General features: G+C 65.7%; 25 protein-coding genes and 1 other RNA gene. 11 read left to right on the forward strand and 15 right to left on the reverse strand.

The window, feature by feature from the left end; genetic code table 11:
* Positions 1-13 precede the first annotated feature (13 nt).
* The 7 genes from ACZK4H_RS09105 to ACZK4H_RS09135 form a co-directional block, all read right to left on the reverse strand.
* Positions 14-970, reverse strand: coding sequence for a toll/interleukin-1 receptor domain-containing protein (locus ACZK4H_RS09105; RefSeq protein ID WP_478473073.1), 957 nt, complete (start codon positions 968-970; stop codon positions 14-16).
* Between the two features lie 35 nt (positions 971-1,005).
* Positions 1,006-1,857 (reverse strand): endonuclease/exonuclease/phosphatase family protein, encoded by an 852-nt coding sequence (locus tag ACZK4H_RS09110; RefSeq protein WP_099551194.1) that lies wholly within the window; start codon positions 1,855-1,857, stop codon positions 1,006-1,008.
* 156 nt (positions 1,858-2,013) lie between these two features.
* Positions 2,014-2,256, reverse strand: coding sequence for a hypothetical protein (locus ACZK4H_RS09115; protein WP_049429131.1), 243 nt, complete (start codon positions 2,254-2,256; stop codon positions 2,014-2,016).
* 134 nt (positions 2,257-2,390) lie between these two features.
* Positions 2,391-2,624, reverse strand: a complete 234-nt coding sequence (locus ACZK4H_RS09120) for a hypothetical protein (protein ID WP_006433851.1) — start codon at positions 2,622-2,624, stop codon at positions 2,391-2,393.
* Positions 2,625-2,711: 87 nt separating this feature from the next.
* Positions 2,712-3,416, reverse strand: coding sequence for a PA1136 family autoinducer-binding transcriptional regulator (locus tag ACZK4H_RS09125; RefSeq protein WP_099551193.1), 705 nt, complete (start codon positions 3,414-3,416; stop codon positions 2,712-2,714).
* 5 nt (positions 3,417-3,421) lie between these two features.
* Complete coding sequence (gene hchA, locus ACZK4H_RS09130) at positions 3,422-4,294, reverse strand: glyoxalase III HchA (RefSeq protein WP_099551192.1); 873 nt, start codon at positions 4,292-4,294, stop codon at positions 3,422-3,424.
* A gap of 70 nt (positions 4,295-4,364) precedes the next feature.
* Complete coding sequence (locus tag ACZK4H_RS09135) at positions 4,365-5,369, reverse strand: AraC family transcriptional regulator (protein ID WP_239503813.1); 1,005 nt, start codon at positions 5,367-5,369, stop codon at positions 4,365-4,367.
* 26 nt (positions 5,370-5,395) lie between these two features.
* Here ACZK4H_RS09135 and ACZK4H_RS09140 point away from each other — a divergent pair, with 26 nt between their 5' ends.
* Positions 5,396-6,088, forward strand: a complete 693-nt coding sequence (locus tag ACZK4H_RS09140; RefSeq protein ID WP_099551190.1) for an alpha/beta hydrolase — start codon at positions 5,396-5,398, stop codon at positions 6,086-6,088.
* A gap of 97 nt (positions 6,089-6,185) precedes the next feature.
* Here the strand turns inward: ACZK4H_RS09140 and ACZK4H_RS09145 are convergent, their stop codons facing one another.
* Complete coding sequence (locus tag ACZK4H_RS09145; protein WP_099551189.1) at positions 6,186-8,207, reverse strand: esterase/lipase family protein; 2,022 nt, start codon at positions 8,205-8,207, stop codon at positions 6,186-6,188.
* 153 nt (positions 8,208-8,360) lie between these two features.
* Here ACZK4H_RS09145 and ACZK4H_RS09150 point away from each other — a divergent pair, with 153 nt between their 5' ends.
* Entirely contained in the window at positions 8,361-8,822 is a 462-nt protein-coding gene (locus ACZK4H_RS09150) for a methyltransferase family protein (protein WP_099551188.1), read from the forward strand.
* A 14-nt stretch (positions 8,823-8,836) separates the two neighbouring features.
* Here the strand turns inward: ACZK4H_RS09150 and ACZK4H_RS09155 are convergent, their stop codons facing one another.
* The 3 genes from ACZK4H_RS09155 to ssrA form a co-directional block, all read right to left on the reverse strand.
* Positions 8,837-9,319, reverse strand: a complete 483-nt coding sequence (locus tag ACZK4H_RS09155; RefSeq protein ID WP_099551187.1) for a hypothetical protein — start codon at positions 9,317-9,319, stop codon at positions 8,837-8,839.
* Between the two features lie 81 nt (positions 9,320-9,400).
* Positions 9,401-10,990, reverse strand: a complete 1,590-nt coding sequence (locus tag ACZK4H_RS09160) for a hypothetical protein (RefSeq protein WP_164145967.1) — start codon at positions 10,988-10,990, stop codon at positions 9,401-9,403.
* Positions 10,951-11,304, reverse strand: a transfer-messenger RNA (tmRNA) gene (gene ssrA / locus ACZK4H_RS09165). Before ssrA ends, ACZK4H_RS09160 begins: the two co-directional genes overlap by 40 nt.
* A 207-nt stretch (positions 11,305-11,511) precedes the next feature.
* Here ssrA and ACZK4H_RS09170 point away from each other — a divergent pair.
* The gene (locus ACZK4H_RS09170) at positions 11,512-12,642 is read left to right on the forward strand and encodes a hypothetical protein (RefSeq protein WP_239503812.1); all 1,131 of its coding nucleotides are present in this window, start codon (positions 11,512-11,514) and stop codon (positions 12,640-12,642) included.
* A gap of 168 nt (positions 12,643-12,810) precedes the next feature.
* A complete protein-coding gene (locus tag ACZK4H_RS09175; RefSeq protein WP_099551185.1) occupies positions 12,811-13,383 on the forward strand; it encodes a hypothetical protein in 573 nt (190 codons plus the stop codon).
* Positions 13,384-13,564: 181 nt separating this feature from the next.
* Here ACZK4H_RS09175 and smpB read toward each other — a convergent pair whose 3' ends face one another.
* Positions 13,565-14,068, reverse strand: coding sequence for an SsrA-binding protein SmpB (gene smpB, locus ACZK4H_RS09180; protein WP_005409231.1), 504 nt, complete (start codon positions 14,066-14,068; stop codon positions 13,565-13,567).
* Between the two features lie 57 nt (positions 14,069-14,125).
* Here smpB and ACZK4H_RS09185 point away from each other — a divergent pair, with 57 nt between their 5' ends.
* The gene (locus ACZK4H_RS09185; protein ID WP_005409232.1) at positions 14,126-14,551 is read left to right on the forward strand and encodes a type II toxin-antitoxin system RatA family toxin; all 426 of its coding nucleotides are present in this window, start codon (positions 14,126-14,128) and stop codon (positions 14,549-14,551) included.
* Positions 14,552-14,554: 3 nt separating this feature from the next.
* Positions 14,555-14,812: an RnfH family protein gene (locus ACZK4H_RS09190; protein ID WP_099551184.1), complete on the forward strand. Its 258-nt coding sequence runs from the start codon at positions 14,555-14,557 to the stop codon at positions 14,810-14,812.
* Between the two features lie 36 nt (positions 14,813-14,848).
* Here ACZK4H_RS09190 and ACZK4H_RS09195 read toward each other — a convergent pair whose 3' ends face one another.
* On the reverse strand, positions 14,849-15,241 hold the full coding sequence (locus tag ACZK4H_RS09195) for an outer membrane protein assembly factor BamE (protein ID WP_005409234.1): 393 nt from the start codon (positions 15,239-15,241) through the stop codon (positions 14,849-14,851).
* Between the two features lie 103 nt (positions 15,242-15,344).
* Between ACZK4H_RS09195 and fur the strand changes: the two genes are divergently transcribed.
* The gene (gene fur, locus ACZK4H_RS09200) at positions 15,345-15,752 is read left to right on the forward strand and encodes a ferric iron uptake transcriptional regulator (RefSeq protein WP_005409235.1); all 408 of its coding nucleotides are present in this window, start codon (positions 15,345-15,347) and stop codon (positions 15,750-15,752) included.
* Positions 15,753-15,810: 58 nt separating this feature from the next.
* Here the strand turns inward: fur and ACZK4H_RS09205 are convergent, their stop codons facing one another.
* Positions 15,811-17,055 (reverse strand): SGNH/GDSL hydrolase family protein, encoded by a 1,245-nt coding sequence (locus tag ACZK4H_RS09205; RefSeq protein ID WP_099551183.1) that lies wholly within the window; start codon positions 17,053-17,055, stop codon positions 15,811-15,813.
* A 97-nt stretch (positions 17,056-17,152) separates the two neighbouring features.
* Between ACZK4H_RS09205 and ACZK4H_RS09210 the strand changes: the two genes are divergently transcribed.
* The gene (locus ACZK4H_RS09210; RefSeq protein ID WP_099551182.1) at positions 17,153-18,070 is read left to right on the forward strand and encodes a LysR family transcriptional regulator; all 918 of its coding nucleotides are present in this window, start codon (positions 17,153-17,155) and stop codon (positions 18,068-18,070) included.
* A gap of 121 nt (positions 18,071-18,191) precedes the next feature.
* On the opposite strand, the gene recN is transcribed toward ACZK4H_RS09210, so the two are convergent.
* Positions 18,192-19,853 carry a DNA repair protein RecN gene (gene recN, locus ACZK4H_RS09215; protein ID WP_099551181.1) on the reverse strand — a complete coding sequence of 554 codons (1,662 nt, stop codon included), beginning with the start codon at positions 19,851-19,853 and terminating at the stop codon, positions 18,192-18,194.
* A gap of 115 nt (positions 19,854-19,968) precedes the next feature.
* On the opposite strand from recN, the gene hrcA reads away from it, so the two are divergent.
* The 3 genes from hrcA to dnaK all read left to right on the forward strand — a co-directional run bounded on the left by hrcA (position 19,969) and on the right by dnaK (position 23,715).
* Complete coding sequence (gene hrcA, locus ACZK4H_RS09220) at positions 19,969-21,033, forward strand: heat-inducible transcriptional repressor HrcA (RefSeq protein ID WP_478473074.1); 1,065 nt, start codon at positions 19,969-19,971, stop codon at positions 21,031-21,033.
* Between the two features lie 63 nt (positions 21,034-21,096).
* Positions 21,097-21,612, forward strand: a complete 516-nt coding sequence (gene grpE / locus ACZK4H_RS09225; RefSeq protein ID WP_099551179.1) for a nucleotide exchange factor GrpE — start codon at positions 21,097-21,099, stop codon at positions 21,610-21,612.
* A gap of 180 nt (positions 21,613-21,792) precedes the next feature.
* Positions 21,793-23,715 carry a molecular chaperone DnaK gene (dnaK, locus tag ACZK4H_RS09230; protein WP_099551178.1) on the forward strand — a complete coding sequence of 641 codons (1,923 nt, stop codon included), beginning with the start codon at positions 21,793-21,795 and terminating at the stop codon, positions 23,713-23,715.
* The last annotated feature ends 103 nt before the right edge of the window (positions 23,716-23,818 follow it).

The following is a 23,818-nucleotide window of genomic DNA, read 5'->3' on the forward strand; positions in this document are numbered from 1 at the left end:
CACACTTCCAGGGTTACGCTTGGCTTGTAGGAGGGAATAAACGCGACATCACGCGGTAGCCATCGGAACTATTCAGTAACGTTCTAATGATCTCTTCTCCATCAACATGAAATGGTTCATGGGACTTGACGTAGCCGAACACTTTTTCAGCCAGAACGGAGCCGGCAGAATTGAATGCTCCATGCAGCTCCGGTCTTAATCGGTCAAGGAACATCACCGAAGCAACAGCAGTTCCCAGGGCCTGCATCGCCCGAGAAGGACCGCTATGGTCCCAGAACCAGCGACCCTTTGCCGGACAGAAGTCCTCGTTGTCATCGTGAATCATGTAACTCCAGTCGGGGCTCTCGTACATCCAGTCTGGAGGCGTAAGCAGCCTGCCCTTGTAGAAAACTTCATGAGTTCTCGCCGAGCCAGTAAATCTCACTCCTTGGTCCTGAAGCCAGTAAAGTGCTCGTTTTCTTAGTGCGTGATACTCGAGACGTTGCTGTACCTCATGTGTAATCTGGGCTTGCGTGGATCCATCGGTAGCCGCGAGCAGAAATTCACCCAATGGAATGCTTTCCGAATGCAGTTCGGTGAGATCCAAGTATGCTCGCCCTTGTAGAACAGGAGGGAGTGCTGCGCGGGCATCAATACCGAGGATGACTGGAACGATTCGCACGTCGGACTGATCAACGTGCTTCTCCCGCATAGCCAGTTCGCGACTCAATCCTGAGCCGGGTCTCGACATGGCCGAGAGAAAGTCGCTGTCACAAAGGCAGAAAACGATCAGTGGGCGTTCCGCCAGCGCGCGTTCAATCAGCTTGTCGATGCTTTGACCAAAACCGACGCTGTCCCTGTCCCAGAAGACTCGATACTTCCAATCCAAGTTGAGGATAATATCGCTACGGATCCACTCCTTTGCATGAAATTGCCCGCCCCAAGCGTAAGAAATGAAGACGGTTGTATCTTCGCGCCAAGGTGTGTCCATTCAGTCTGTATGATTGTTTTGGATTTGACCGGATTCTACTCAGGCCAGTCCAGCTCGACCACCAGCGGGAAATGATCCGACGGCAATACGCCGTCGATGCGACGGTCATCGGTGACGAAGCGGCGTGCATGGAAGCCACGCACCAGCACCCAGTCCAGTTGCGCGGTGGCCTGGCCGGTGAAATCGTGGAAGGTCAGGCGTGGCCCCTGCGGAGCCTTCACCTGGGTACGGGTGTCCTGCAGCAGGCGGGTGAATGCCTTGTAGGTGTCACCACCGGGCTCGCTGTTGAAGTCACCCGTCAGGACTACCGGCAGCCCGGCCGGCAGGGCTGCCAGATGCTTGCCGATCAGTTCGGCACCCTTCACCCGGCGCGGCTCGTCCTCGTCGCGGTAGGGCAGGTGGGTATCCATGAAGTAGAAACGACGGCCATCGTCCAGGCGCCGGAACAGGGCCCAGGTGACCATGCGCGGGTACAGGTTGCCCCAGGTGATGCTGCCGGGCACCTCCGGTGTGTCGGACAACCAGAAGTTCCCGGATTCCTCGACGGCCAGCACCTTGCTGTCGTAGAACACGCCCATGTGTTCGTCACCGCTTCCACCGCGGCGGCCTTCGCCGAACCAGCGGTAACCGGGCAGGTGCCCGGACAGGTAGTCGGCCTGCTCCTTCACCAGTTCCTGGGTGCCGATCACGGCCGGGTGCGCATCGAGGATGACCTTGACCATGGCATCGCGACGGTCCGGCCAGCGCTTGCCCGGTTCGGTATCAGCCGGGGTGCGGACATTGAACGACATCACCTTCAGTGGCGCCGGCGCAGTGGCCCAGGCAACGGCAGGCAGAGCAAGCGCCAACAATGCGCACAGCGCAGGTCGATGGAAGCGCGACAACATCGTGGAATCCCTCCATTCCATGAAAACGGTTTCATGGAGCATGCCATGGAAGGCGAGGGCAGCGGTATGCCGGGACGGGCGGCTGGCAGGTGCCGGGCGGGCGGTGAAAGCGCCGCCCGGCGGATCGCGCGGGCGCGATCAGGAGATCATGTCTGCTCAGTCGGCGGGCAGGTACCACTGGCCATTCTGGTCAATCCAGTACACCCGGATGTAGGGAGTGCCATCCTCTTCGAAGTACGTCACTTCGCAACGTTGATGGTAATAGGGCCCCATCTTGACCCGGACGCAGTTCGTGTTCTCCGGACCACCGCCACCACCGCTGGCGGTGGCCTGGGACGACGTGGAGAGAGCTCCCACAGCAAGCATCAGTGCGGCCATCGAGGCCAGGTGCAGTTTCATGGGCATCATCCTTGTGTCTGCAATCGCGCATCTGCGCGGTGTCATGCAACTACCCCCGGTAGATCAGGCGACCGTGCGGCAGCTGCTGCGTATGCGCCGGCCCGGCTCGCGGCCCGGCGCAGTCCCTTCCCGGCTCAGTCGCGCAGGTAGGGGTTGCCGTACTCGTCGATCCAGTACTCGGCTGTGTAGACGTTGCCGAATTCATCGGTGTAGGTTTCCGTGCAGTGGTGGTGGACGCGGTTGCGGTCCACATTCACAGGCACACAGGAAACATTCTCTCTCGGGACCCCTGTGTTGGCGTCCGCCACCGGAGCCAGGGTTGCAGTTGCCACCACCAACGCGGCCATCGCGGCCAGTTGCAGTTTCATAAGCATCATCCTTGCTTTCTGCAATCGCGCACATGCGCATGGCGTGTGTAACACGCGAACCAGACCGCCGGAAGTGCCTCGCCGCGATCAGTCCTCGATCTCGCCGCGCCGACTGGCAGCACGTACCGCCTGCGCGGTGGTTGCCACCCCCAGGCGTTGGCGCGCGTGGCGCAGATGGTTCTCCACCGTGCGCGTGGAAAGCCCAAGCGTGGCCGCGATCTCAGCCTGCCGGCGCCCGGCGGCAACCCAGCGCAGCACTTCGCGCTCGCGCGTGCTCAACGCGCTTCCCGAAAGCTCGGCAGGCGATTCGGCCAGATGGCGTGCGGCTCGGAATGCTGCGGTTGCAGCAGCCTCCAGCTGCAGGCGCGCGCTGGCTGACGCGTCGATCGACGTACCGGCAACGCTGATCGCGCCCTCCAGGCCGGTGGTGCCGAACACCGGCACTTGCAGACCATGCAGGCCTTCGCCGCGTGGCTGCTTCACTATCTGGTAGCGTTCGCCGCGAACGCCTTGGCGCTTGCTCCAGAAGAACGGCGCGTCGCTGTCCAGCACGTGGCGATTGACCGGGCAGGCGTGGAGGTAGCCCGCAAGGTCGGTATCGCTGCCATCGCCGAACCAGTCGCCCTCGATCCAGTACACGCGTTGTGTACCGCGCTCCAGCCCGGTGCCGGTGGCGAACACCAGCACGCGGTCGTAGCCGAGTGGTGCCGCGATGCCTCGCAGGACCGCACCCACCGCGCTCAGCGAACGGGCGCGTTCCATTTCCAGCAACGCCTGCACCAGCGCGGTCATCCGGTTCAGCGCTCGGCCAGGGCGTCGAGCAGGGTGCGTGCAGCCAGTTTGCCCAGCGCATTGCCGGCCAGCGGGCTGTCGCCGGTCAGCAGCAGGCGGTCCTGCAGCACGCTGCCATCGATGCCGTCGTTGACGATCTGCACGCCCTGCCGTGCCAGGCGCTCACCGAAGAACCACGGCAGTTGCCCGGGCATGTAGCCGATCTCCGGCGTCTGCCGGTCCATCGCATCGGGGAAAGCGCAGATGCGATAGCCGCGGAACAGCGAACCGCCGTCGGCTTCGTCCACGCCTGCAGCGAGCAGTGCGGCCGGGCCGTGGCACAGGGTGATGATGTGGCGTTGCTGGGCCATCGCCCAGTGCAGGACGTCCTTCACTGCACGGCTCTGCGGCAGTCCTATCAGGGCGCCATGGCCGCCGGGGATGAACACTGCGGCATAGTCCGAATCCGCAGCAAGCCCGGCGACCACCTCATCCAACGGCAGTGGCTGGCGGAAACGCGACGCGTAACGTTCGTACAGTCCGCCGATTTCCTTGTCCTCGCGCGGGAACGCCCACCACTCGAATTTGGCGGCGTTGCCCGACAGCGTGGCCACATCGATGTCAAAGCCGGCCTTGTCCAGGTGGTACATCGGCAGCAGGGTTTCCACTGGATGGTTGCCGGTGGAGAACAGGTGGCCGTTGGCAGTCGGCAGGTAGCGTTCGTCCGCAGCAATCATCAGCACCTTCCAGCGCCCATCGCGGCGCGCGTCGGGATAGTCGGCACCGGACAGGTCGCTCCTGGGCGAGGTGAACTGCGACAGCGAGTAGGGCGACGGGAAGAAGGCATCGCGCTCGGCCGGGTCGGGGCTGGGCTGGCGGCTGGGCTCTTGCGTGTTCATTCGGACCTCCTGCGGGGAATGTGAGGCCAGCATAGGAGGACGGGTGCGCACGCGCGATGAGGGATTTCCCTCAGTCGGATGTCGCCGGTGCCTGTTGGCGCCAGGCATTCGGGCTCATGCCGAACGCGCGGCGGAACGCACGACTGAATGCGGGTTCGGACAGATATCCGACATCTCCGGCAATCTGCGACACCCGTCGGTTGCCACTGCGCAGCATCTGCGCGGCCAGCTGCAGTCGTGATTCAGCGAGATAGCGCATCGGCGACATGCCGGTGGCCAGGCTGAACCGCTGCGCGAAATTCGAGCGGGACTGATTCAGGCACGCAGCGAGTGACTCGACGGTCCATGCGTGCGCGGGCCGGGCCTGCATCAACGCCAATGCCCGTCCAATCAGTGGGTCGGCCAAGGCATGCAGACGCTGGCAGTTGTGCGGACCGGACGTTCCGAGCCAGTAGCGCAGGGTCCAGACAAACAACAGGTCGAGCAGGCGTGACAGCATCAAGCCGCTGCCCAGCGTAGGCCGGGACGCTTCCGCCTGGATCGCGGCCAGGGTTACCGCCATCCAGTCGGCCGAGTTGGCAGGAAATCCGCTTGGCATCCGGTCCACCCCTGGAACATGCAACCAGCCGGGCAGGGCATCGAGCAGCAGACGGCTGCCAGGGCCATCGAACCCGAACGATGCGGTGGTCAGGCAGGCCGGCCCCTGCGCGTCGGCGGCGCAGTCGATGCGATGCGTCCGGCCATGCGGCATCAACAGCAGCTCGCCGGTCTGCAGTGGCACCACCGCGGCATCCGCATGCAGCCGCGCCGTGCCGTGCTCGATGAAGTGGAAGCACCCCTTGCCTTCGGCAATGGCGAGTGATCCGCCGGGCTGCATGACGTTGCAGCTGATGTCGCCGCCCTGCATGCGCGACGACTGGAAGATCGCAAACAGTGCGTCGGATCCAGCCTGGAGCGATTCGGTGTTGTGGAGCCTTGGCATGGTTTTCAGGAGTCCGTGCATCGCCGCTGGCGGGTGCGATCCGTAGTCTGGTCGGGTGGCTTCAGGCAGCGCGGGCTGCTGCCAGCCAACCATCCCATCCAAGTGAGGAGTCCTGCAAGATGAGCAAGCCAAGCATCATTCTGGTTCATGGTTTCTGGGGCGGTGCCGCGCATTGGGCCAAGGTGATCCTGGAGCTCGATCGCCGGGGCTTCCACGACCTGCATGCCGTGGAACTGCCCCTGACGTCGCTGGCCGACGACGCAGAGCGGACCCGGCGCATGATCCGCCAGATCCCGGGGCCGGTGCTGCTGGTCGGTCATTCCTATGGTGGCGCGGTGATCTCCGAAGCTGGAAACGAACCCAACGTGACCGGCCTGGTCTTCATCGCCGCGTTCGCGCCGGATGCGGGCGAGAGCCCCGGCGGCATTACCCAGCAGCAGTTGCCCGAGGCGGCGGCCAACCTGGCGCCGGACGGTGACGGCTACCTGTGGCTGCAGCCGGGCAGGTTCCACGAGAGCTTCTGCCAGGACCTGCCGGCCGACGAGGCGCGCGTAATGGCGGTCACCCAGAAGGCACCTCTGGCGAGCACCTTCGGCGATGCCATCAGCGATCCGGCGTGGCGGCACAAGCCGAGCTGGTACCAGGTCTCCAGCGCCGATCACATGATCCATCCCGACAACCAGCGGCGCATGGCGGCGCGCATGCAGCCGCGTGCCACCATCACGCTGGATGCCAGTCATGCATCGCTGGCGTCGCAGCCGGTAGCGGTGGCCCAACTGATCACCGACGCTGCGTCCGACGGACAAGGCTGAGTATCCCGGTCTGCCGCAGTGGCGGTGTTCCGGCAAGCCTGGGCACCGCCGCTGTGATGCGGCCGCGCGGGACGGCCAGCGGCCGTGATGAGGTGGGTTACTTGTTCTGGCGCTCGTGCTCCTGCATGTCCTCATGCAGGATCCGCCGTAGTTCGACGATGGCCGGCGTGGCTTCCTGCACGCTGTGCCCGGACACGATCACCTTCTCCGAGTCCGCGTGCGGCAGGTGAGAGCTCCAGTAGGGCACCAGCCCGTCGTCGGTCTTTTCCAGCGGACCATCGGCCTTGGCGCGCGCGATGATCGAGTGGTAGTGCACCTTCGGCGACATCGGCAGGTCGGCCACGGCGCGGACGAAGGGATCGTCCTTGTCCAGATTCTGGATGCTGTTCATCTGGTAGCCGTGCTTGCCGTCGTTGCGATCGATCTGGCCGTCGTTGGCGATGGTGGCGACGTCTTCCAGCACGGTCAGCGGCAACCGCACCAGGCGCCCTATCCAGCGGCCCAGGCGGGTGCCGGCCACATCGGTGCCGCGGTGTGGCGTGGCGATGAATACCACCCGCGACACTTCCGGTTCCGGCAGGAAGGTCAGCACCGGTGCGCCCTTGGTGCGCAGAAGTTCCTGCTGTGCAGGTGTCATCTGAGCGGTTGCCAGCAGCGTGTCCACCAGATGATCGCCGGAAGAGGAGATCATCAGCCGCGCGATCACGCCACCCATGCTGTGCCCGACCAGCACCATGTCATGCGACGCCTGCGCCTTGCCGCTGGGATCGAAATGCTTGAACACCTCGTCCAGCGTATGACGCATTGAATCGTGGCTCATCGCGATGGGCATGTTGGTCGGGTAGTAGAACTGCCAGACCTGGAAGTCCTGGCGGATCTCGTCGTCGCGCATCAGCTCGTTGGCGACGTTGACCCAGGCTTCCGGACTGCTGGCCAGGCCATGGATCATCAGCAGCACGCGGCGGTTCGGGTCGTAGGGCTGCATCATGTACAGATGCGGCGTGTCGATGCCGCCCTTGCCACCGAACAGCGAACGCAGCGATTGGTGGCTGAAATTGGAGCGCGCCAGCCACAATGCGTAGCCTGCGGTGAAGTTCGCGGCCAATGGCACCTGCTGTCCATGCAGGGTGACTTCCGTGACCTGGTAGGGATCGTGGATCTCCAGTTCCGGCTCGTCGTCGTGCAGTACTTCCCACAGGTTCTTTCCGGAGAAGCGCAGCAGCACCGTCATCGACGGCGACGGCATCTCGCTCCAGCTCTGCGTGGCCGAAGTGCTGGCCTGCGTAGCAGGCGTCGCTGCCGGCGGCGTGGTGGTCGTGGCGGCTGCAGGATCGTCCATCACCGCCACAAGTTCGGCACCGAAGCCATCGCGGCGATGCACGCTGCGCAGCGTGCCGGTGAACGACAGCGAGGCCGCCGGTACCAGCTCGGTGGGCGTACGCGTATCCAGCGGCGATGCCTCACCTGAAGGTGCCAGTACGAAGGTCCAGCGGCCCAGCTGGAAATGGCTGGCTTCACTATGCACGCGCCCGGTGGCATAGGCGTTGTACAACTGTACCGAGGCTTCCTGCACGGCCAGGTTGTAGTAGTCGCGCACCTGGGTCTGGCGGTCTTCGAAGCCGCGCTGGTTGGCGGTACGCTCGGTGAAGAACAGATAGGCGTAGGCTTGGCGCGCGACCTGCATCCACGCGTCCAGGCGCGGCTGGAAGTCGGCGTCCAGTTCGGTGATCGCGCTCTTGGCGCGGCCTGACGTGGAGTACTCGCGCTTGGGCGCGGGCAGGGTCATCGCATACTGCAGCCACAGCTCGGCCAGGCTTGAGCGCTTGTCCTCCTCGCGCACCACGATGCTGCCTTCCATGGCCTCGATGCAGGGCAGGCCGGGCTTGGCGCAGACGCCTTCATCCAGGCCGGCCACGCGCAGCGTTTCCATCGTTGCCGAACTGAGCTTGCCGGTGGTCAGGATGTCGCCGCGTTTCAGGGCGATGTACTGGCCGGGCGTGACCGAGGCCACCTGCACCGAGGGGCCGAACTGGCGCAATGTCGCGCAGCCGCCCAGGGTGAGCAGCACGGTGATGATGAGGGTCGTGCGGCCGATGAAGCCCAAGCCCGTGGTAGCCATACGATCCTCCTGCGCGGTCGCGCCACTCTAGCGGTCGGCCTGTCAAAGCGGAAGATACCGGGCGGTCGGTTTGGGCCCCTGAGCCGCTGCCATGCAAGCGATTCAGGCAGTTCCGTGTGACACTGGAGTGAATGGAGCAATGCAGGAACTGCGATGACGTGGCTTGAAACCCGGATCCCGCCGCCGCTGGTGATGCTGTTGTGCGCGGGGATCGGCTGGCTGGGGAGCCGACTGTGGCCGGGTGCGGTGTTGCCCCTGCCGATGCCGGCGCTGATGGCAGGCGGGGTGATGGTGATCGGTTTGGCGCTGAACCTGCTGCCGAAGCTCGCGTTCCAGAGGGCGCGCACCACGGTCAATCCGCTGCGCCCTTCGGCATCGAGCGCGCTGGTCACGCGCGGCGTGTACCGCTACACGCGCAATCCGATGTATCTCGGCCAGGCAACGATCCTGACGGGCGCGATGTTGTACCTGCAGAACACGATCGCGTTGCTGGCTGTACCGTTGTTCGTGCTGTACATCACCTGGCTGCAGATCATGCCGGAAGAGCGGGCGTTGCTGGCCCGCTTCCCCGAGGTGTATCCGTTGTTCCGCCAACGTGTGCGGCGTTGGCTGTAGCGGGGATCAACCCGCTACCGGGTGATCTGGCACTTCACGGCCGCGGAATAGCCTTCGTAGTCGTCGCCTGCGATCACGTGCAGGGTGTGTCGCTTGTCGATGGCCTTCACGTATGAAGGTTCCTCCGTGTTGGCGTGTTCGTTGACCGTGGTCACTGACCACGCCTTGGCCAGATGCTTGGAGTCAACGCCGTTCAAATAGACGAAGAGGCTCTTCTCGCCCTCGGCCACGTTCACATCGGCACTGGTGACGGTACCGCCGAACAGGGCGACCGGCTTGTCCTCCGGCTCGAAGGTGCCACCCGGTTTCCTGGCCAGGCCGGCGGCCTGCAGTGCATCAATGGCGTCGGCCTCGCTGAAGTTCGAGCCGGCCCTGCAGGCCAGCAGGGCTTCCAGCGTAGCGGTGCCAGCAGGCGCAATGGCTGGTGCGGCGGCGTGCGTGGCCGGAACTGTGGTGAATGCGGCGAAGAGCAGGGTGAGGGCGAGGGGGGCTTTCATGGCAGATCCTTCAATGTGCTGCGGGATAGCCGGTGGCGGGGCGAACAGACCCCGGCCACCGGCCATATTCGGCGTGACGGGTCAGTCGAACCAGACCAGCGGCATGTCGGCATTGAGCGACATGTGGCGGAAATCTCCCAGTACCTGGGCCACGGCCTGCACGGTGTGGCAGCCCGTTCCCAGCGCGGACGATCCCGCGCTCAGGTAGCTGGCGGAGATGGTACGGGTGCTGACCGAGTCCGGTCTGGAACCCAACTGCTGGGTGCCGAGGCTGCCCACCTGCTGGCCATCGATCTTCAGGAACAGGAACACGCTGCCGCCGCCGTCGTTCGGGTCACCCTGCACACGGGACTTCGTCGAGAACAGCACCACCCCGTTGTGCCCCTGCGGGATGCAGACCTGGCCCTCACCAATGACCACCTGCGAGCCCACCGACGGGCAGCCGGGCGCGAAGCCATTGGTCCCGACGCAGACATAGGCGAAGCGGCGGTAAGGGCCCGCGGCGGCGTAGTTGAATCCTGGATTCAAGCCCTTTCCGGCCACGCCAAAGCCGTTGGCCAGCGTCACCAGTCGGGAGTTGGCGCCGAACTTGTACTTTACGTTGTTGGTGTTGGCGTCCTGCGGCTGGTAGTAAGGCGATTCGGACGCGACGAAGCTGACAGTGCTGTAAGCCGGCGGATTGACGAACAGGCCCTGCGAATAGAAGGGAGCCTGCGTTTCGGCGCCACTGAAGATGTCATTGATCGACCAGGTCATCGATTCGATGCCGGGTTCCTGCTCGTTCAGGAAAATCCCCAGCATGCCGTCGCCGTAGCTGCCCCACGCGAACGCGCGGCCGGAAGCCATGGCCACGATGGGGCCACCGGGATTGCCGGCCTGGGCGGTCATCAGCAGCTTGCGGTCCTTGGCCTGCAACGCCATTCCTTCAGGGCTGCCGACGGTATTGAAGTCCAGCTGCGTGGTGTCACTCGCAAGGCTGCTGTTGGTTACCGAGCCTGCGGAGGTGATGAGCACGGAGAGGTTGCTGGCAGAGCCGAAATTGACGGCCGAACCGATGGCCTGACCGGCCAGGTTGACCGTATGGCGTCCGGCAGGCAGGTATTTGGCACCGATGACATTGAAGGAATGCTGCTGGGCCGACGTCGACTGCCGCCAGTCGATGTAGCTGTCGTTTGAGACCACCTCACCGTTGATGGTGATGTAGGCATTGGCGGCAGAGCTGCCGCCAGGGAAGTACCGTCCATCCGACTGCACGTACACCCAGCCGGGGGCGCTCAGATCGATGGTGCTTGAAAGCAGGGTTGCCGTGCCGGGTTGTACGCGCTGGTCAGCGGCCAGCTGCAGATAACGGGACCCTGGCGTGGCAGCGGAAGCCTGCCCCAGTGCCAACGCCACGGCCAAGCCCACAAACAGTGTGATGCGTTTCATCTGATGTCCTTTCAGGTGTCGGGTCACGTCGTGTGACGCAGGGACTCTACTGGATCCGGATCCCAGCTTCTGTGACTGGCTCCCGATGCGGGTGGCATTGGGGATGTCGGAACAGCAGATGGGGCACCAACTTCGGAAAACAAAAAAGCCGGAACTCCGTTGCGGGAGATCCGGCTTCTTGCGGCCTCGACAGGCCATACAGATGGTGGAGGTGGGCGGAATTGAACCGCCGTCCGAAGGCACTCCATCCCCAGCACTACATGCTTAGCTCGCCGTTGAATCTCGTCCCCGAACAGCACGGCGTGCAAAGCGCATCCGGGAACCAGCCTGTTGTGTTCTAGTGCCGGACTGACAGGCAGCCACCCAGCGCGATTCCATGATAGTGACTCTACACCGCGAGCATGGACACAAGCGGTTTCGAGGCTTAGGCCTTAAGCGGCCAGAGCGTAGTTGTCGTCGTTGGCAACTAGAGTTTTGCAGCTGGATTTACGAGGAAAGCTACCCCCTCGGCATGCGCCAGGCGACTTCACAACCCCCGTCGAAACCAATGCACCCCCGGTTTCTACAGTGCTGCAAGGTACAGGGCCGATTCCGTGTCGCCACGGGCAGGGCCTGCCCAACGCCGCGAATGTTACGGCAATACGGCTGAACAGTCACGCACGGGAGTCGGAACCTGGATATACACGATGGAGCCGGCGGAGGGGCCATCCGCCCGTCGCCGGCTCCGCCCATGCCGCTTGGCACGTTGTGGTCACCGCAGCGGCGTGCTCGAATCGGTCAACGCCCTTCCGCGGACGGCCCCGGCCATGCCCTCCAGCTCCCGCATTCTGCGATTCCGTGGTGCTGCCGCAGCACTCGCCGTCCTGGTGGCGATGCCGTTCTGCACGCTGCAGGCCGCGGAGCCTCCCTATTCGGTGGAGGCCCGCTACAGCCGGGCGCTGGATCTGTTCAATCTGCTGGACAACCTGCCGGACTGGCTGCCTGGATACACCTCGCCGGTGTATCGGGAAGCGTGGCAACGCCGCTTTGGCCTGAGCGATCAGGACCGGGCGCTGTTGGCCGACTACGCGGCTTTCCGACAGCGCACGTCACCGCTTGCGCGGAGCGGTAGGGAACCATCGGCGCCGGCTGATCGCCTGTTCGCGGGTGCTGACACCCGCACCGGCGATCCTTACGCGAGGTATTTCCTGGCCGTGCCGTCCTTCACCGCAGCTGTTGACGCCGCCATCGCGGGGCAGGACAGGGAGGATCAGCTGCTGCTGCGCCGCTACTACGCGCACTTCGCGCCACGTGCCGAACAGCTGCTGGCGGCCCAGGCGCCGTTTGTTGCGCAGCAGGCATTGCTTGCCCGGCAACTGGCCGCGCCTGCAGTGCTGGCGCTGGCCCAGCAGATGAAGGCGTTCTTCAACGTGGACGATTCGCCCGTTTTCCAGGTCCGCTTCGTATGGTGGCCCGAGGCGGAACGAACCCAGGCCAAGCTGCGCGGGGGCTACATCCTGCTGTTCTCGACGTTCGGGACCGACGAGGATTGGGCGCCGATCGTGATGCATGAGTTCAGTCATTTTCTTTCGGCGGGACAGCCAGCGCCGCAGCGGCGGCTCCTGGCCGAGTCCTTCGCCGCGTTGTGCCCGGAGGCCCTGGCACTGCCCAACCCCCTCAATGCACTGGAAGAGCCGCTGGCGATCTACTGGGGCCAGTACCGCTTCGAGCAGCAGGTGCGGGGCGAGGCGCTGTCGGCGGAGAGCGCCTGGTACGTGCAGCCGCAGGCCGACCGTACGGCGAAGGCGCTTGCAATGGCCTTCCCGGCCCGCGGCCCCGCGCCACGCCTGGAGGTGGGCCCCTTGCTGCGAGCTGCGGCGTCTGCCTGCAGCGCTCCAGAAGACGAGCGGCGTTGATCGGCACGCCGGGGTATCCGGTCCGCAGGGTTGGCGCCTGCCCGCGCATTCTGGCAATCCGCAAGAAGTTGTAGAGCCGCCGTCATAGCGGATTGGTAACTTCATTGGCACGAATTTGCGACACACTGGCGACGACCATCCAAGCCAATACAGACACGGAGACGGTGGGTGACCGATGCAAGCCAACAACGCAGCCTGCGACAGCTGATCGGGCCGGTCGGTGCCGACTACCAGCGGCGCGCGTTGCCGCCGGGCTGGGTCTGGGCGGTGCTGGCGGTGCTGCTGGCGGCCACCTGGCTGACCGAGCTGCCGGCCACGGCTGCGGCCGCGCTGATCGCCAGCGCGGTGGTGGTGCACTGGTCGCAGCGCGGTCGCATCCATTGGCTCGGCTGGCGCCTGCCGGGCCTGGCCGTACTGGCGGCTCTGCTGTGGGGGCCGGAAGTGCTGTCGCAGTGGTTCGAGCACGGGCTGGCTGTGGTCCTGATGTCGCTGGCCAGTCTCAGTATTGGCGTGCACGTGTGGCAGTCGCGGCAGACGGCGCGCCAGCTGCAGGGCGCGGCCGATGCGCTGGATGATGCCCAGCTGCTGTCCTTGCTGCCGGATGATGCCGCGCAGCTCGCCCAGCAGTGGCGGAGGGGGGATGATCGCCATGCGCCGGAACTGGCGGTGGTGATGCACCTGGCGGTGATGCACGCGGCGCTGGCGCCGCGCATGCGCGGGCAGGGCGTGCTGGCAGGGTGATCCGCCTTTTGTAGAGTCGAGCCATGCTCGACTGCTTCTTCGCCGAAGCCGAGCATGGCTCGGCTCTACAGAAAACCAGGGCAGCCGAGCATGGCTCGGCTCTACAGAAGGCCAGGGCAGCCGAGCATGGCTCGGCTCTACAGAAAACCAAGGCCGCCAGGCATGGCCCGGTACTGCAGCCTTACGCGTCGCGGTTGCCGCGACGCATCACGCGCTGCTTCTCGATCGCCCAGTCGCGATCCTTGGCGGCATCGCGCTTGTCGTGGGTCTGCTTGCCCTTGGCCAGCGCGACTTCGAGCTTGATCTTGTTCTTGCTCCAGTACATCGCGGTCGGCACGATCGTGTAGCCATCGCGCTCGACCTTGCCGACCAGCTTGTCGATCTCGCTCCGGTGCAGCAGCAGCTTGCGCTCGCGCCGGTCGTTGGCGACTACGTGGGTGGAGGCCTGGATCAACGGGGTGATCTGGGCGCCGATCAGGAAGATCTCGCCGTGCTTCACGTAGGCGTAGGCATCGATGATGTTGCCGCGACCAGCGCGGATCGACTTCACCTCCCAGCCCTGCAGGGCCAGGCCGGCCTCGAAGCGCTCTTCGATGTGGTACTCGTGGCGGGCACGCTTGTTCAACGCGATGGTCTTGTTGGCCGTCGCGCTCTTTGCTTTATCCTTGCCGCTGTTCTTGCTCATTTCCGTATTGTCTCCGATTCGGGCCCGCCCGGTCGATTGCCGAAACGTCCTGTATTCATGCCTACTATCCGCCGCAGCGCCCTGGTCGAGCATTCGTCCGCGCGCATGTTCGACCTGGTCAACGATGTCCAGGCCTATCCGCGCCGCTTCCGCTGGTGCTCGGCTGCCCAGATCCTGGAGCAGGGCGAGGACCGCCTGGTGGCGCGCCTGGACCTGGGCCTGGGTTCGTTCAGCACCTGGTTCCAGACCGAAAACACCCTGCAGCGCCCGCACAGCATCGACATGCAGCTGCGCGATGGCCCGTTCAAGCAGTTGCACGGCCGCTGGGAATTCCATGCACTGGCCGAGGACGCCTGCAAGGTCACCCTGACCCTGGAATTCGAGCCCAGCTCGCGCCTGCTGGGGCCGGCCCTGGCGATCGGCTTCCAGGGTCTGGCCGATCGGATGGTCAATGATTTCGTCCGCGTCGCCGACGAGGCCTGAGCGATGATCGAGGTCGAGGTGGTGCTGGCCTGGCCGCAGCACGTGCTGTCGCGCCGGCTGCAGCTGGACGAGGGCGCGACCGTGGCCGATGCCATTGCCGCCGCCGCGCTGGAGGGCAGTGACCGATGCCCGGCCGCGGCCGTGCATGGCGTACTGGCGCGCCCGCAGCAGGTGGTGCTGGAGGGTGACCGCATCGAGCTGCTACGCGCGTTGCTGGTCGACCCAAAGGACAACCGCCGGCGACGCGCGCTCGGCGGTTGATGCCCGCACCCCGTCCGTGGGGACGGACAGGGGGCCTCAGCGGCCCTTCTTCTTCTTGTCCTTCGGCAGGTTGCGGCCGAACTGGCGCACGGTCTGCTGGGCCAGGGCCTTGTCGTTGCCCGGGAAGTAATCGCCTTCCCAACGGGTCACGGTGTCATTCTCGAAGAACACCACGAAGTTCTTCACTTCGGTGCGGCCCAGGCGGTTCACGCGCTGGCTGGAGGTGTAGTCCCAGCGCTGGGCGTGGAACGGATCGGGAATGGACGGGGTGCCCAGCAGCGCGGTGACCTGCTGCTTGCTCTGCCCGACCTGCAGCTTGGCCACGGCATCTTCCCGGATCAGGTTGCCCTGATAGATGGGTTGCTTGTAGATGATGCCGCACCCGGTGGTGGACAGGGCGACGGCGGCGACCAACAGGAGATTGCGCATCGGGACTGGCGGTTGGGGAAATCAAACCGATGATACACTCCCGGCGTGCCACCGCGACCCAATCCGAGGCAGCTGGCGCTAAATCGCCAATGAACGGAGACCTATGGAAACCCACGACCTGCGAAAAGTCGGCCTGAAGGTGACCCATCCACGGATGCGGATCCTGGCGCTGCTCGAACAGCGCAATGCCCAGCACCACATGACCGCCGAAGACATCTACCGCCAGCTGCTGGAGCATGGCGATGAGATCGGCCTGGCTACGGTGTACCGGGTGCTGACCCAGTTCGAGGCCGCCGGCCTCGTGCTCAAGCACAATTTCGAAGGCGGCCAGGCCGTCTACGAGCTGGACCGTGGCGGCCACCACGACCATATGGTCGACGTGGACAGCGGCAAGATCATCGAGTTTGAAAGCCACGAGATCGAGGAGCTGCAGCGCAAGATTGCAGCCGACCACGGCTACGAGCTGGAAGAGCACTCGCTGGTGCTGTACGTGCGCAAGAAGCGCAAATAAGCCGATCCGCCCAGCCATAAGCGACGAAACCCCGGGCCTGCCCGGGGTTTTTCGTTGCTTACGGTAGATCCACGCCATGCGTGGATGGACCCATCAGAACCTCCAGATCCACCGCTTCGGCCATCGCCCGGTTGCCCGCATCGCCCGGGTGCAGGTGATCGCCGGAGTCGTAAGCAGCGGTCATCCGTGACGGATCGGCCGGGTCGCGCAGCGCGGCATCCAGGTCGATCACCGCGTCAAACGGACTGTCCGTGCGCAGCCAGGCATTGAGCTGGCGGCGCAGGGCATCCTTGTCCGGCTGGTAGTAGTCGTCCAGCGGCGTGCCGGGCAGGGCGTCGGCGAACGGTGTCAGCGTGACGCCCACGATCCGAACGCCACGGTGGTGGGCCTGTTCGGCCAGGGCGCGATACCCCGCCTGCAGTTCGGCAAGCGTGGGCCGCGCCTGCTTGAGGGCGAAGGCGGTGCCGGGCCAGCTGATGTCATTGATGCCAACCAGCACGATCACGCTGGACACGCCAGGCTGATCCAGTGCATCGCGGTGGAAACGGACCAGCGCGGACTCCCCCATGCCGTCGCGCAAGAGGCGGCCACCGGAGATACCGGCATTGACCACCGCCACGCCACGCGGTGCCAGACGCGCGGCCAGATGGTCGGTCCAGCGCTGGTCCCGGTCGAGGCTGGCGGTGGCGCCGTCGGTGATCGAATCGCCGATCACCACCACGCTGCGCGCGCTGGCCGGTGCCTCGACCTCGATACCGGTCAGGAACAGGCGGGCCGTGGTGGCGCTGGCCCGGTCCAGCCCGCGTGCCAGGCTCTGGTCGCCGGGGGCGATCCAACTGGTCTGGCGGCCCTCCCAATGAAAGGTCTGCAGCGGCGTCGGCGCTGGCACAAAGACGCTGACCTGCAGCGCCTGGCCATCCTGTACAGCCAGCGACAGCGGGTCGCTCAGCCGTTCCTGGCCGGGGCCGATCAGCACCTCGGGCCGGCCATCGAAGCGGAGCGGCTGCGGCGTCGCACCTGCCTGCGGCGCCACGCTGGCGCCGCCGATCCGCAGCGGGCGGGTGCCATGGGCATTGCTCAACCGCACCCGCAGGCGCGGGCCGCCCAGGCTGATGCGTGCGGTCTGGCGGAAGGTCTGGTCGTGCAGCGACGCCGGTATCAATGACGGGAACAGGAAGTCCGCTCCCCAGACCGGTTGCGGGCTGGCCTGCCAGCTGGCAACCCAGTGCGGGGCAGGGGCGGCGCTGGCGGCGCTGGACAGGCCGATCAATGCGGTGGCGGCGAGCTGGCTGAAGCGGTTCATTGGGCAATCCCGGCTGGAGGGGAAGCCATGGTGATTCCGCACTCATCTGTGAACTAGACTGCGCATGGACAATCATCTGTGAACTGGATTCATTGCCATGGCGCGCTCCGACATCAACCGATCCGGCGAACTGGAAGTGTTCGTGCGGGTGATCGAGACCGGCGGCTTTTCCGCGGCCGCCCGAACGTTGGAGATGACCCCGTCGGCGGTCAGCAAGCTGGTGGCGAGGCTGGAACAACGATTGGGTACGCGCCTGCTGCAACGCTCCACCCGCCAGCTGCAGCTGACTCCGGAGGGCTGCGCGTTCTACGAGCGCGGCCTGCGCGTGCTGGCCGACCTGGACGAGGCCGAGCGCTGTGCCAGTGCTCACGCCGAGCCGCGTGGACGCCTGCGGATCAATTCCAATGTGCCGTTCGGCCAGCATTTCCTGTTGCCCCTGCTGCCGGCGTTCCTGCAGCGCAACCCGCAGGTAGGCGTGGACCTGACCCTCAACGACGAGGTGATCGACCTGCTGGAGCAGCGCACCGACGTGGCGGTGCGGGCCGGTCCGCTGAAGAGCTCCAGCCTGGTGGCACGGCGGCTGGGCGCGACGCGGATGATGATCGTGACCGCACCGGCCTACGCGCAGCGGCATGGACTGCCGCGCAACGCTGAGGAGCTGCAGTCACACAATCGGCTGGACATCGGCCATGCACGTGCGATGCAGGGCTGGCCGCTGCTGCAGGACGGACGCGAGCGGATGCTGCTGCCCAGTGGCAATGCCCGTGCCAGCAACGGCGATGCGCTGCGCCAGCTGGTGCTGGGTGGTCTGGGCATGGCACGGCTGGCCGCGTTCCAGGTGCAGGCCGACATCGCTGCCGGACGACTGCTGCCGGTGCTGGAGGAAGCCAATCCCGGTGACCTGGAAGAGGTGCACGCGGTGTTCCTGGGGCAGGGCGGCTACCTGCCGCTGCGGGTGCGCGCGTTTCTTGATTTCCTGGTGGAGAACGTCGACCTGACGCAGCCACGGGGGTAGTGCCGGCCGCTGGCCGGCAACCTCACGATCTTCGCCCACCCGCATCGGGGTGCCGGCCAGCGGCCGGCACTACCGCGCGCGTTGTAGATCCACGCCATGCGTGGATAACCGCGAACAGGCGTTACACCTGCAGCAGCTTGCGGGCGGCGGCGCGCGCTTCCTTGCTCACTTCCACGCCGCCCAGCATGCGCGCCAGCTCTTCCTCGCGCGCCTTGCTGTCCAGCTTTTCCACCGCGCTCTGGGTCATGCCTTCCACCGGCGCCTTGCTGACCCGGTAATGGGCATGGCCCTTGGAGGCGACCTGCGGCAGGTGGGTCACGCACAGCACCTGCCGCTTCTCGCCGAGGGCGCGCAGCTTCTGGCCAACGATGTCCGCCACTGCGCCGCCGATGCCGGAGTCGACCTCGTCGAACACCATGGTCGGCACCGCATCCAGGTCCAGCGCGGCCACTTCGATGGCCAGCGAAATGCGCGACAGTTCACCGCCCGAGGCCACCTTGCGCAGGGCGCGCGGCGGCTGGCCGGCGTTGGCCGCCACCAGGAACTCCACACGCTCGGCACCCTGCGGGTCCGGCTTGCCGGCGTCCTGCGGTTCCAGTTCGATCAGGAACTGGCCGCCGCCCATGCCCAGCTCGGCGATGATGCCGGTGGTGGTGGCCGACAGTTCGGCAGCAGCGCTGCGACGGCTGGCGGTCAGCACTTCGGCCTGTGCGCGCCAGGCGGCGGCGGCCTTGTCGATCTCGCCGGCCAGGCGCTGCAGGCGTTCGTCGGCGCCGCGCAGCTGCTCCACTTCGGCGTGCATGCGCTCGCGCTGCGCGCCCAGCTCGTCCATCGGCACGCGGTGCTTGCGGGCCAGGTCGTGCAGGCGGCCGAGGCGGCGCTCATTCTCCTCGAACTGCTCCGGGTCGGCGTCGAGGTCGTCATGTACGCGGTCCAGCAGCGACAGGGCTTCGTGCAGCTGGATCGAGGCGTTCTCGATCAGGCCGTCCACCTCGCCCAGGCGCGGGTCGTGTTCGATCAGGCGCGACAGCTCGTGGCGCACCTGCTGCAGCAGGTCCAGTGCGGAACTGCCGTCGTCGCCGTTGAGCTGGTTGCTGGCGGCCTGGCAGGCGCTCAGCAGGGCGCTGGCGTGGGCCTGGCGACGGTGGCTGGCACCGAGTGCCGCGATCGACTCCGGCTCCAGGTCTTCACGGTCCAGTTCGCGCAGCTGGTGTTCCAAGAAGCCTATCCTGTCACTCACGTCGCCCTGTTGCGACAGCGCCAGCGATTCATCGACCAGCGCCTGCCAGGCGGCAGCGGCGCGGCGCACCTGGCGACGCTCGTTTTCGTTGCCGGCATAGGCGTCCAGCAGGGCCAGCTGCGACGGGCGCGTCAACAGGGCCTGCTGTTCGTGCTGGCCGTGGATCTCCACCAGCAACGAGGCCAGGTCGCCCAGCTGGGCCAGGGTCACCGGGCGGCCATTGATCCACGCCCGCGAACCGCCGTCGGCACGGATCACGCGGCGCAGCTGGCATTGTTCTTCGTCGTCCAGCTCGTTGTCGGCCAGCCACTGGCGCGCGGCCTGCAGCTGCTCCAACGCGAACTCGGCCGAAAGCTCGGCACGGGCGGCGCCGTGGCGGACCACGCCGCTGTCGGCGCGCAGGCCGGACAGGAAGCCCAGCGCGTCGACCATCAGCGACTTGCCGGCGCCGGTCTCGCCTGAAACCACGGTCATGCCTGGCCCGAACTCCAGTTCGGTGGCGCGGACGACGGCAAAATCCTTGATCGAAAGATGTCTGAGCATGGGTACGGGGGTATCAGCAGCCGCGCAACGCTAGCACGCGGGCGAGGGAGGTCCAATGACTTGCCAAGGTGATGCGCCGCCATTATCTAGTGTCCGTGTCTCACAGGTTGATTCCATGCACGGTTCTCCCGACCAGCTTGCCCCACGTGCGCGCCATCTGCTGCGCACGCTGATCGCGCGTTACATCCAGGACGGTGAGCCGGTCGGCTCGCAGACGCTGGCGCGCGTGGCCGGCCTGGAGGTCAGTCCGGCCACCATCCGCAACATCCTCGGCGACCTGGAAGACCTGGGGCTGCTGGCGTCACCGCACACCTCGGCCGGGCGCATCCCGACCGCGCATGGCTACCGGGTGTTCGTCGACAGCCTGCTGCAGATGCAGCCGCCGGGCGAGGGCGAGCTGGCCCGGTTGCGCCAGGAGCTGGCCGGTGGCGGCAGCACCCAGGCCCTGCTCGGCAGCGCCTCGGAGCTGCTGTCGGCGATGAGCCACTTCGTCGGCGTGGTCAGTGCGCCGCGGCGCGAGCAGTTTGCTTTCCGCCAGATCGATTTCGTGGCACTGGACGGGCGCCGGGTGCTGGCGATCCTGGTGTTTGCCGACAACGAGGTGCAGAACCGGGTCATCGAGACCCGCCAGGAGTTCGCGCCGGGCCAGCTGGAGCAGGTGGCCAACTACCTCAATGCCCATTTCGCCGGCCTGCCGATGGCCGAGATCCGCACTCGCCTGCTGCTGGAACTACGCGATGCCCGTTCCGAGCTGGAGCAGCTGCTGGCGCACAGCATCGAGCTGGCCGAGCAGGCCCTGCAGCCGGCGGCCGACGACATGCTGGTGGCCGGCCAGACCCGCCTGATGGGGGTACAGGACCTGTCCGACCTTGAGCGCCTGCGCGAGCTCTTCGAGCTGTTCTCCAGCAAACGCGAAATCCTGCAGCTGCTGGAACGGACCATCCAGGCCCCCGGCGTGCGCATCTTCATCGGCGAGGAGACCGGGATGATGCCGCTGCAGGGCGTCTCGCTGGTCACCGCCCCGTACACCGCCAACGGCCAGGTGCTGGGCGTGCTGGGCGTGATCGGCCCCAAGCGGATGGCCTACGACCGTGTGATCCCGCTGGTCAAGGCCACCGCCGATGTGCTCGGCGCGGCCTTTTCGCCGGCCCGCCGCACGCCGGGAACATCCGACGCTTGAAACGCAGCATCCCGCCCACACTAGGGTGGGTGGAGGCGGAGATTGACCGCCAGGGACCCAGACATGAACCACGAACATCCAGATATCGAATCCCAGCAGAGTGCCGCCGATGCGGCCGCCGCCGCCGGCGTCAATGACGAAGTGGAGCGCCTGCGCGCTGAAGTTGAACAGGTCAAGGCCGATGCGCTGCGTGAGCGCGCCGACCTGGAGAACCAGCGCAAGCGCGTTGCCCGTGACATCGAGCAGGCCCGCAAGTTCGCCAACGAGAAGCTGCTTGGGGAGCTGCTGCCGGTATTCGACAGCCTGGATGCTGGCCTGAAGGCTGCCGGCGACGACGCCCACCCGTTGCGCGAAGGCCTGGAGCTGACCTACAAGCAGCTGCTGAAGGTTGCCGGTGACAATGGCCTGGTCCTGCTGGACCCGACCGGCCAGCCGTTCAACCCGGAACACCACCAGGCCATCAGCCAGGTGCCGGCCCCGGGCGCCGCCCCCGGCACCGTGGTGACCGTGTTCCAGAAGGGCTACCTGCTCAACGAGCGCCTGCTGCGGCCGGCGCTGGTGGTGGTGGCCGCCGACTGACCCTGCCGGGCCGGGAGGCGGAATGACCCGCGACCCGGCCCGACGCTGAACGCGCCGGACGACCGGAAACACAGCGTTCGGGAGATGGCTTGAATGTTCCACGAGCCTCCCCCACATCGTATTCATCCACCGGCCGAACGGCCGGACTGACCCCAACAAGCATCCTCAGGAGTCTCCCCCATGGGCAAGATCATTGGTATCGACCTCGGCACCACCAACTCGTGCGTGGCGATCATGGACGGCGGCAAGGCCCGCGTCATCGAGAATTCGGAAGGCGATCGCACCACCCCGTCGATCGTCGCCTACACCAAGGACGGCGAAGTCCTGGTCGGCGCCTCGGCCAAGCGCCAGGCCGTGACCAACCCGAAGAACACCTTCTACGCGGTGAAGCGCCTGATCGGCCGCAAGTTCACCGACGCCGAAGTGCAGAAGGACATCGCGCACGTCCCGTACGGCATCCTGGCCCATGACAATGGCGACGCCTGGGTGTCGACCAGCGACGGCAAGAAGATGGCCCCGCAGGAAATCTCGGCCAAGGTGCTGGAAAAGATGAAGAAGACCGCCGAGGACTTCCTCGGTGAGAAGGTCACCGAAGCGGTCATCACCGTGCCGGCCTACTTCAATGACAGCCAGCGCCAGGCGACCAAGGACGCCGGCCGCATCGCCGGCCTGGACGTCAAGCGCATCATCAACGAGCCGACCGCGGCCGCGCTGGCCTATGGCCTGGACAAGGGCGACAACAAGGATCGCAAGATCGTGGTGTACGACCTGGGCGGCGGCACCTTCGACGTCTCGGTGATCGAGATCGCCAACGTCGACGGCGAGAAGCAGTTCGAAGTGCTGGCCACCAACGGCGACACCTTCCTGGGCGGCGAAGACTTCGACAACCGCGTCATCGAGTACCTGGTTGAAGAGTTCAACAAGGACCAGGGCATCGACCTGCGCAAGGATCCGCTGGCCCTGCAGCGCCTGAAGGACGCTGCCGAGCGCGCCAAGATCGAGCTGTCCAGCGCCCAGCAGACCGAAGTGAACCTGCCGTACGTCACCGCTGACGCGTCGGGTCCGAAGCACCTGAACATCAAGCTGACCCGCGCCAAGCTGGAAGCGCTGGTGGAAGACCTGATCAAGAAGTCGATCGAGCCGTGCCGCGTCGCCCTGAACGATGCCGGCCTGCGTTCGAGCGACATCAGCGAAGTGATCCTGGTCGGTGGCCAGACCCGCATGCCGAAGGTGCAGCAGGCGGTGACCGAGTTCTTCGGCAAGGAACCGCGCAAGGACGTCAACCCGGACGAAGCCGTGGCACTGGGTGCTGCGATCCAGGGCGGCGTGCTGGGCGGCGACGTCAAGGACGTTCTGCTGCTGGACGTGACCCCGCTGTCGCTGGGCATCGAGACCATGGGCGGCGTGTTCACCAAGATCATCGAGAAGAACACCACCATCCCGACCAAGGCCTCGCAGGTGTTCTCCACCGCCGAGGACAACCAGTCGGCCGTGACCGTGCATGTGCTGCAGGGTGAGCGCGAACAGGCCCGCTTCAACAAGTCGCTGGCCAAGTTCGACCTGTCCGGCATCGAGCCGGCCCCGCGTGGCCTGCCGCAGGTGGAAGTGTCCTTCGACATCGACGCCAACGGCATCCTGCATGTGTCGGCCAAGGACAAGAAGACCAACAAGGAACAGAAGGTCGAGATCAAGGCCGGTTCGGGCCTGTCCGAGGAAGAGATCGCACGCATGGTCGCCGACGCGGAAGCCAACCGCGAAGAAGACAAGAAGTTCCAGGAATTGGTGCAGGCCCGCAACCAGGCCGACGCCCTGATCCACGGCACCCGCAGCGCGATCACCGAGCACGGCAGCAAGGTCGGTGGCGAAGTGATCGGCAAGGTCGAGGCGGCGCTGGCCGACCTGGAGACCGCGATGAAGGGTGACGACAAGGCACAGATCGAAGCCAAGTCGAAGGCACTGGAAGAAGCTGGCCAGTCGCTGTTCGCCGCTGCTTCGGCCGACCAGGGCGGTGCCCCGGGTGCCGATGCCGGCAATGCCGGCAAGGCGCAGGACGACGTGGTCGACGCCGAGTTCACCGAAGTCAAGGACGACAAGAAGTCCTGATCCGGACCGACACGGGACGCTGGCAACCAGCGTCCCGTTGTCGCATCAGGGTCCTGACCGCCCACCGGCGTGTCGGGGCGCCCGACGCAAGAGCGGACCTGGT

It is taken from the genome of Stenotrophomonas sp. 78350_Sma (genome assembly GCF_056482105.1).

Excerpts from the sequence above, each read along its gene's own strand:
- ACZK4H_RS09105 (WP_478473073.1), bottom strand. The coding sequence starts at position 970 with ATGGACACACCTTGGCGCGAAGATACAACCGTCTTCATTTCTTACGCT.
- ACZK4H_RS09110 (WP_099551194.1), bottom strand. The coding sequence starts at position 1,857 with ATGTTGTCGCGCTTCCATCGACCTGCGCTGTGCGCATTGTTGGCGCTT.
- ACZK4H_RS09115 (WP_049429131.1), bottom strand. The coding sequence starts at position 2,256 with ATGAAACTGCACCTGGCCTCGATGGCCGCACTGATGCTTGCTGTGGGA.
- ACZK4H_RS09120 (WP_006433851.1), bottom strand. The coding sequence starts at position 2,624 with ATGAAACTGCAACTGGCCGCGATGGCCGCGTTGGTGGTGGCAACTGCA.
- ACZK4H_RS09125 (WP_099551193.1), bottom strand. The coding sequence starts at position 3,416 with ATGACCGCGCTGGTGCAGGCGTTGCTGGAAATGGAACGCGCCCGTTCG.
- hchA (WP_099551192.1), bottom strand. The coding sequence starts at position 4,294 with ATGAACACGCAAGAGCCCAGCCGCCAGCCCAGCCCCGACCCGGCCGAG.
- ACZK4H_RS09135 (WP_239503813.1), bottom strand. The coding sequence starts at position 5,369 with ATGGTTGGCTGGCAGCAGCCCGCGCTGCCTGAAGCCACCCGACCAGAC.
- ACZK4H_RS09140 (WP_099551190.1), top strand. The coding sequence starts at position 5,396 with ATGAGCAAGCCAAGCATCATTCTGGTTCATGGTTTCTGGGGCGGTGCC.
- ACZK4H_RS09145 (WP_099551189.1), bottom strand. The coding sequence starts at position 8,207 with ATGGCTACCACGGGCTTGGGCTTCATCGGCCGCACGACCCTCATCATC.
- ACZK4H_RS09150 (WP_099551188.1), top strand. The coding sequence starts at position 8,361 with ATGACGTGGCTTGAAACCCGGATCCCGCCGCCGCTGGTGATGCTGTTG.
- ACZK4H_RS09155 (WP_099551187.1), bottom strand. The coding sequence starts at position 9,319 with ATGAAAGCCCCCCTCGCCCTCACCCTGCTCTTCGCCGCATTCACCACA.
- smpB (WP_005409231.1), bottom strand. The coding sequence starts at position 14,068 with ATGAGCAAGAACAGCGGCAAGGATAAAGCAAAGAGCGCGACGGCCAAC.
- ACZK4H_RS09185 (WP_005409232.1), top strand. The coding sequence starts at position 14,126 with ATGCCTACTATCCGCCGCAGCGCCCTGGTCGAGCATTCGTCCGCGCGC.
- ACZK4H_RS09190 (WP_099551184.1), top strand. The coding sequence starts at position 14,555 with ATGATCGAGGTCGAGGTGGTGCTGGCCTGGCCGCAGCACGTGCTGTCG.
- ACZK4H_RS09195 (WP_005409234.1), bottom strand. The coding sequence starts at position 15,241 with ATGCGCAATCTCCTGTTGGTCGCCGCCGTCGCCCTGTCCACCACCGGG.
- fur (WP_005409235.1), top strand. The coding sequence starts at position 15,345 with ATGGAAACCCACGACCTGCGAAAAGTCGGCCTGAAGGTGACCCATCCA.
- ACZK4H_RS09205 (WP_099551183.1), bottom strand. The coding sequence starts at position 17,055 with ATGAACCGCTTCAGCCAGCTCGCCGCCACCGCATTGATCGGCCTGTCC.
- ACZK4H_RS09210 (WP_099551182.1), top strand. The coding sequence starts at position 17,153 with ATGGCGCGCTCCGACATCAACCGATCCGGCGAACTGGAAGTGTTCGTG.
- recN (WP_099551181.1), bottom strand. The coding sequence starts at position 19,853 with ATGCTCAGACATCTTTCGATCAAGGATTTTGCCGTCGTCCGCGCCACC.
- hrcA (WP_478473074.1), top strand. The coding sequence starts at position 19,969 with ATGCACGGTTCTCCCGACCAGCTTGCCCCACGTGCGCGCCATCTGCTG.
- grpE (WP_099551179.1), top strand. The coding sequence starts at position 21,097 with ATGAACCACGAACATCCAGATATCGAATCCCAGCAGAGTGCCGCCGAT.
- dnaK (WP_099551178.1), top strand. The coding sequence starts at position 21,793 with ATGGGCAAGATCATTGGTATCGACCTCGGCACCACCAACTCGTGCGTG.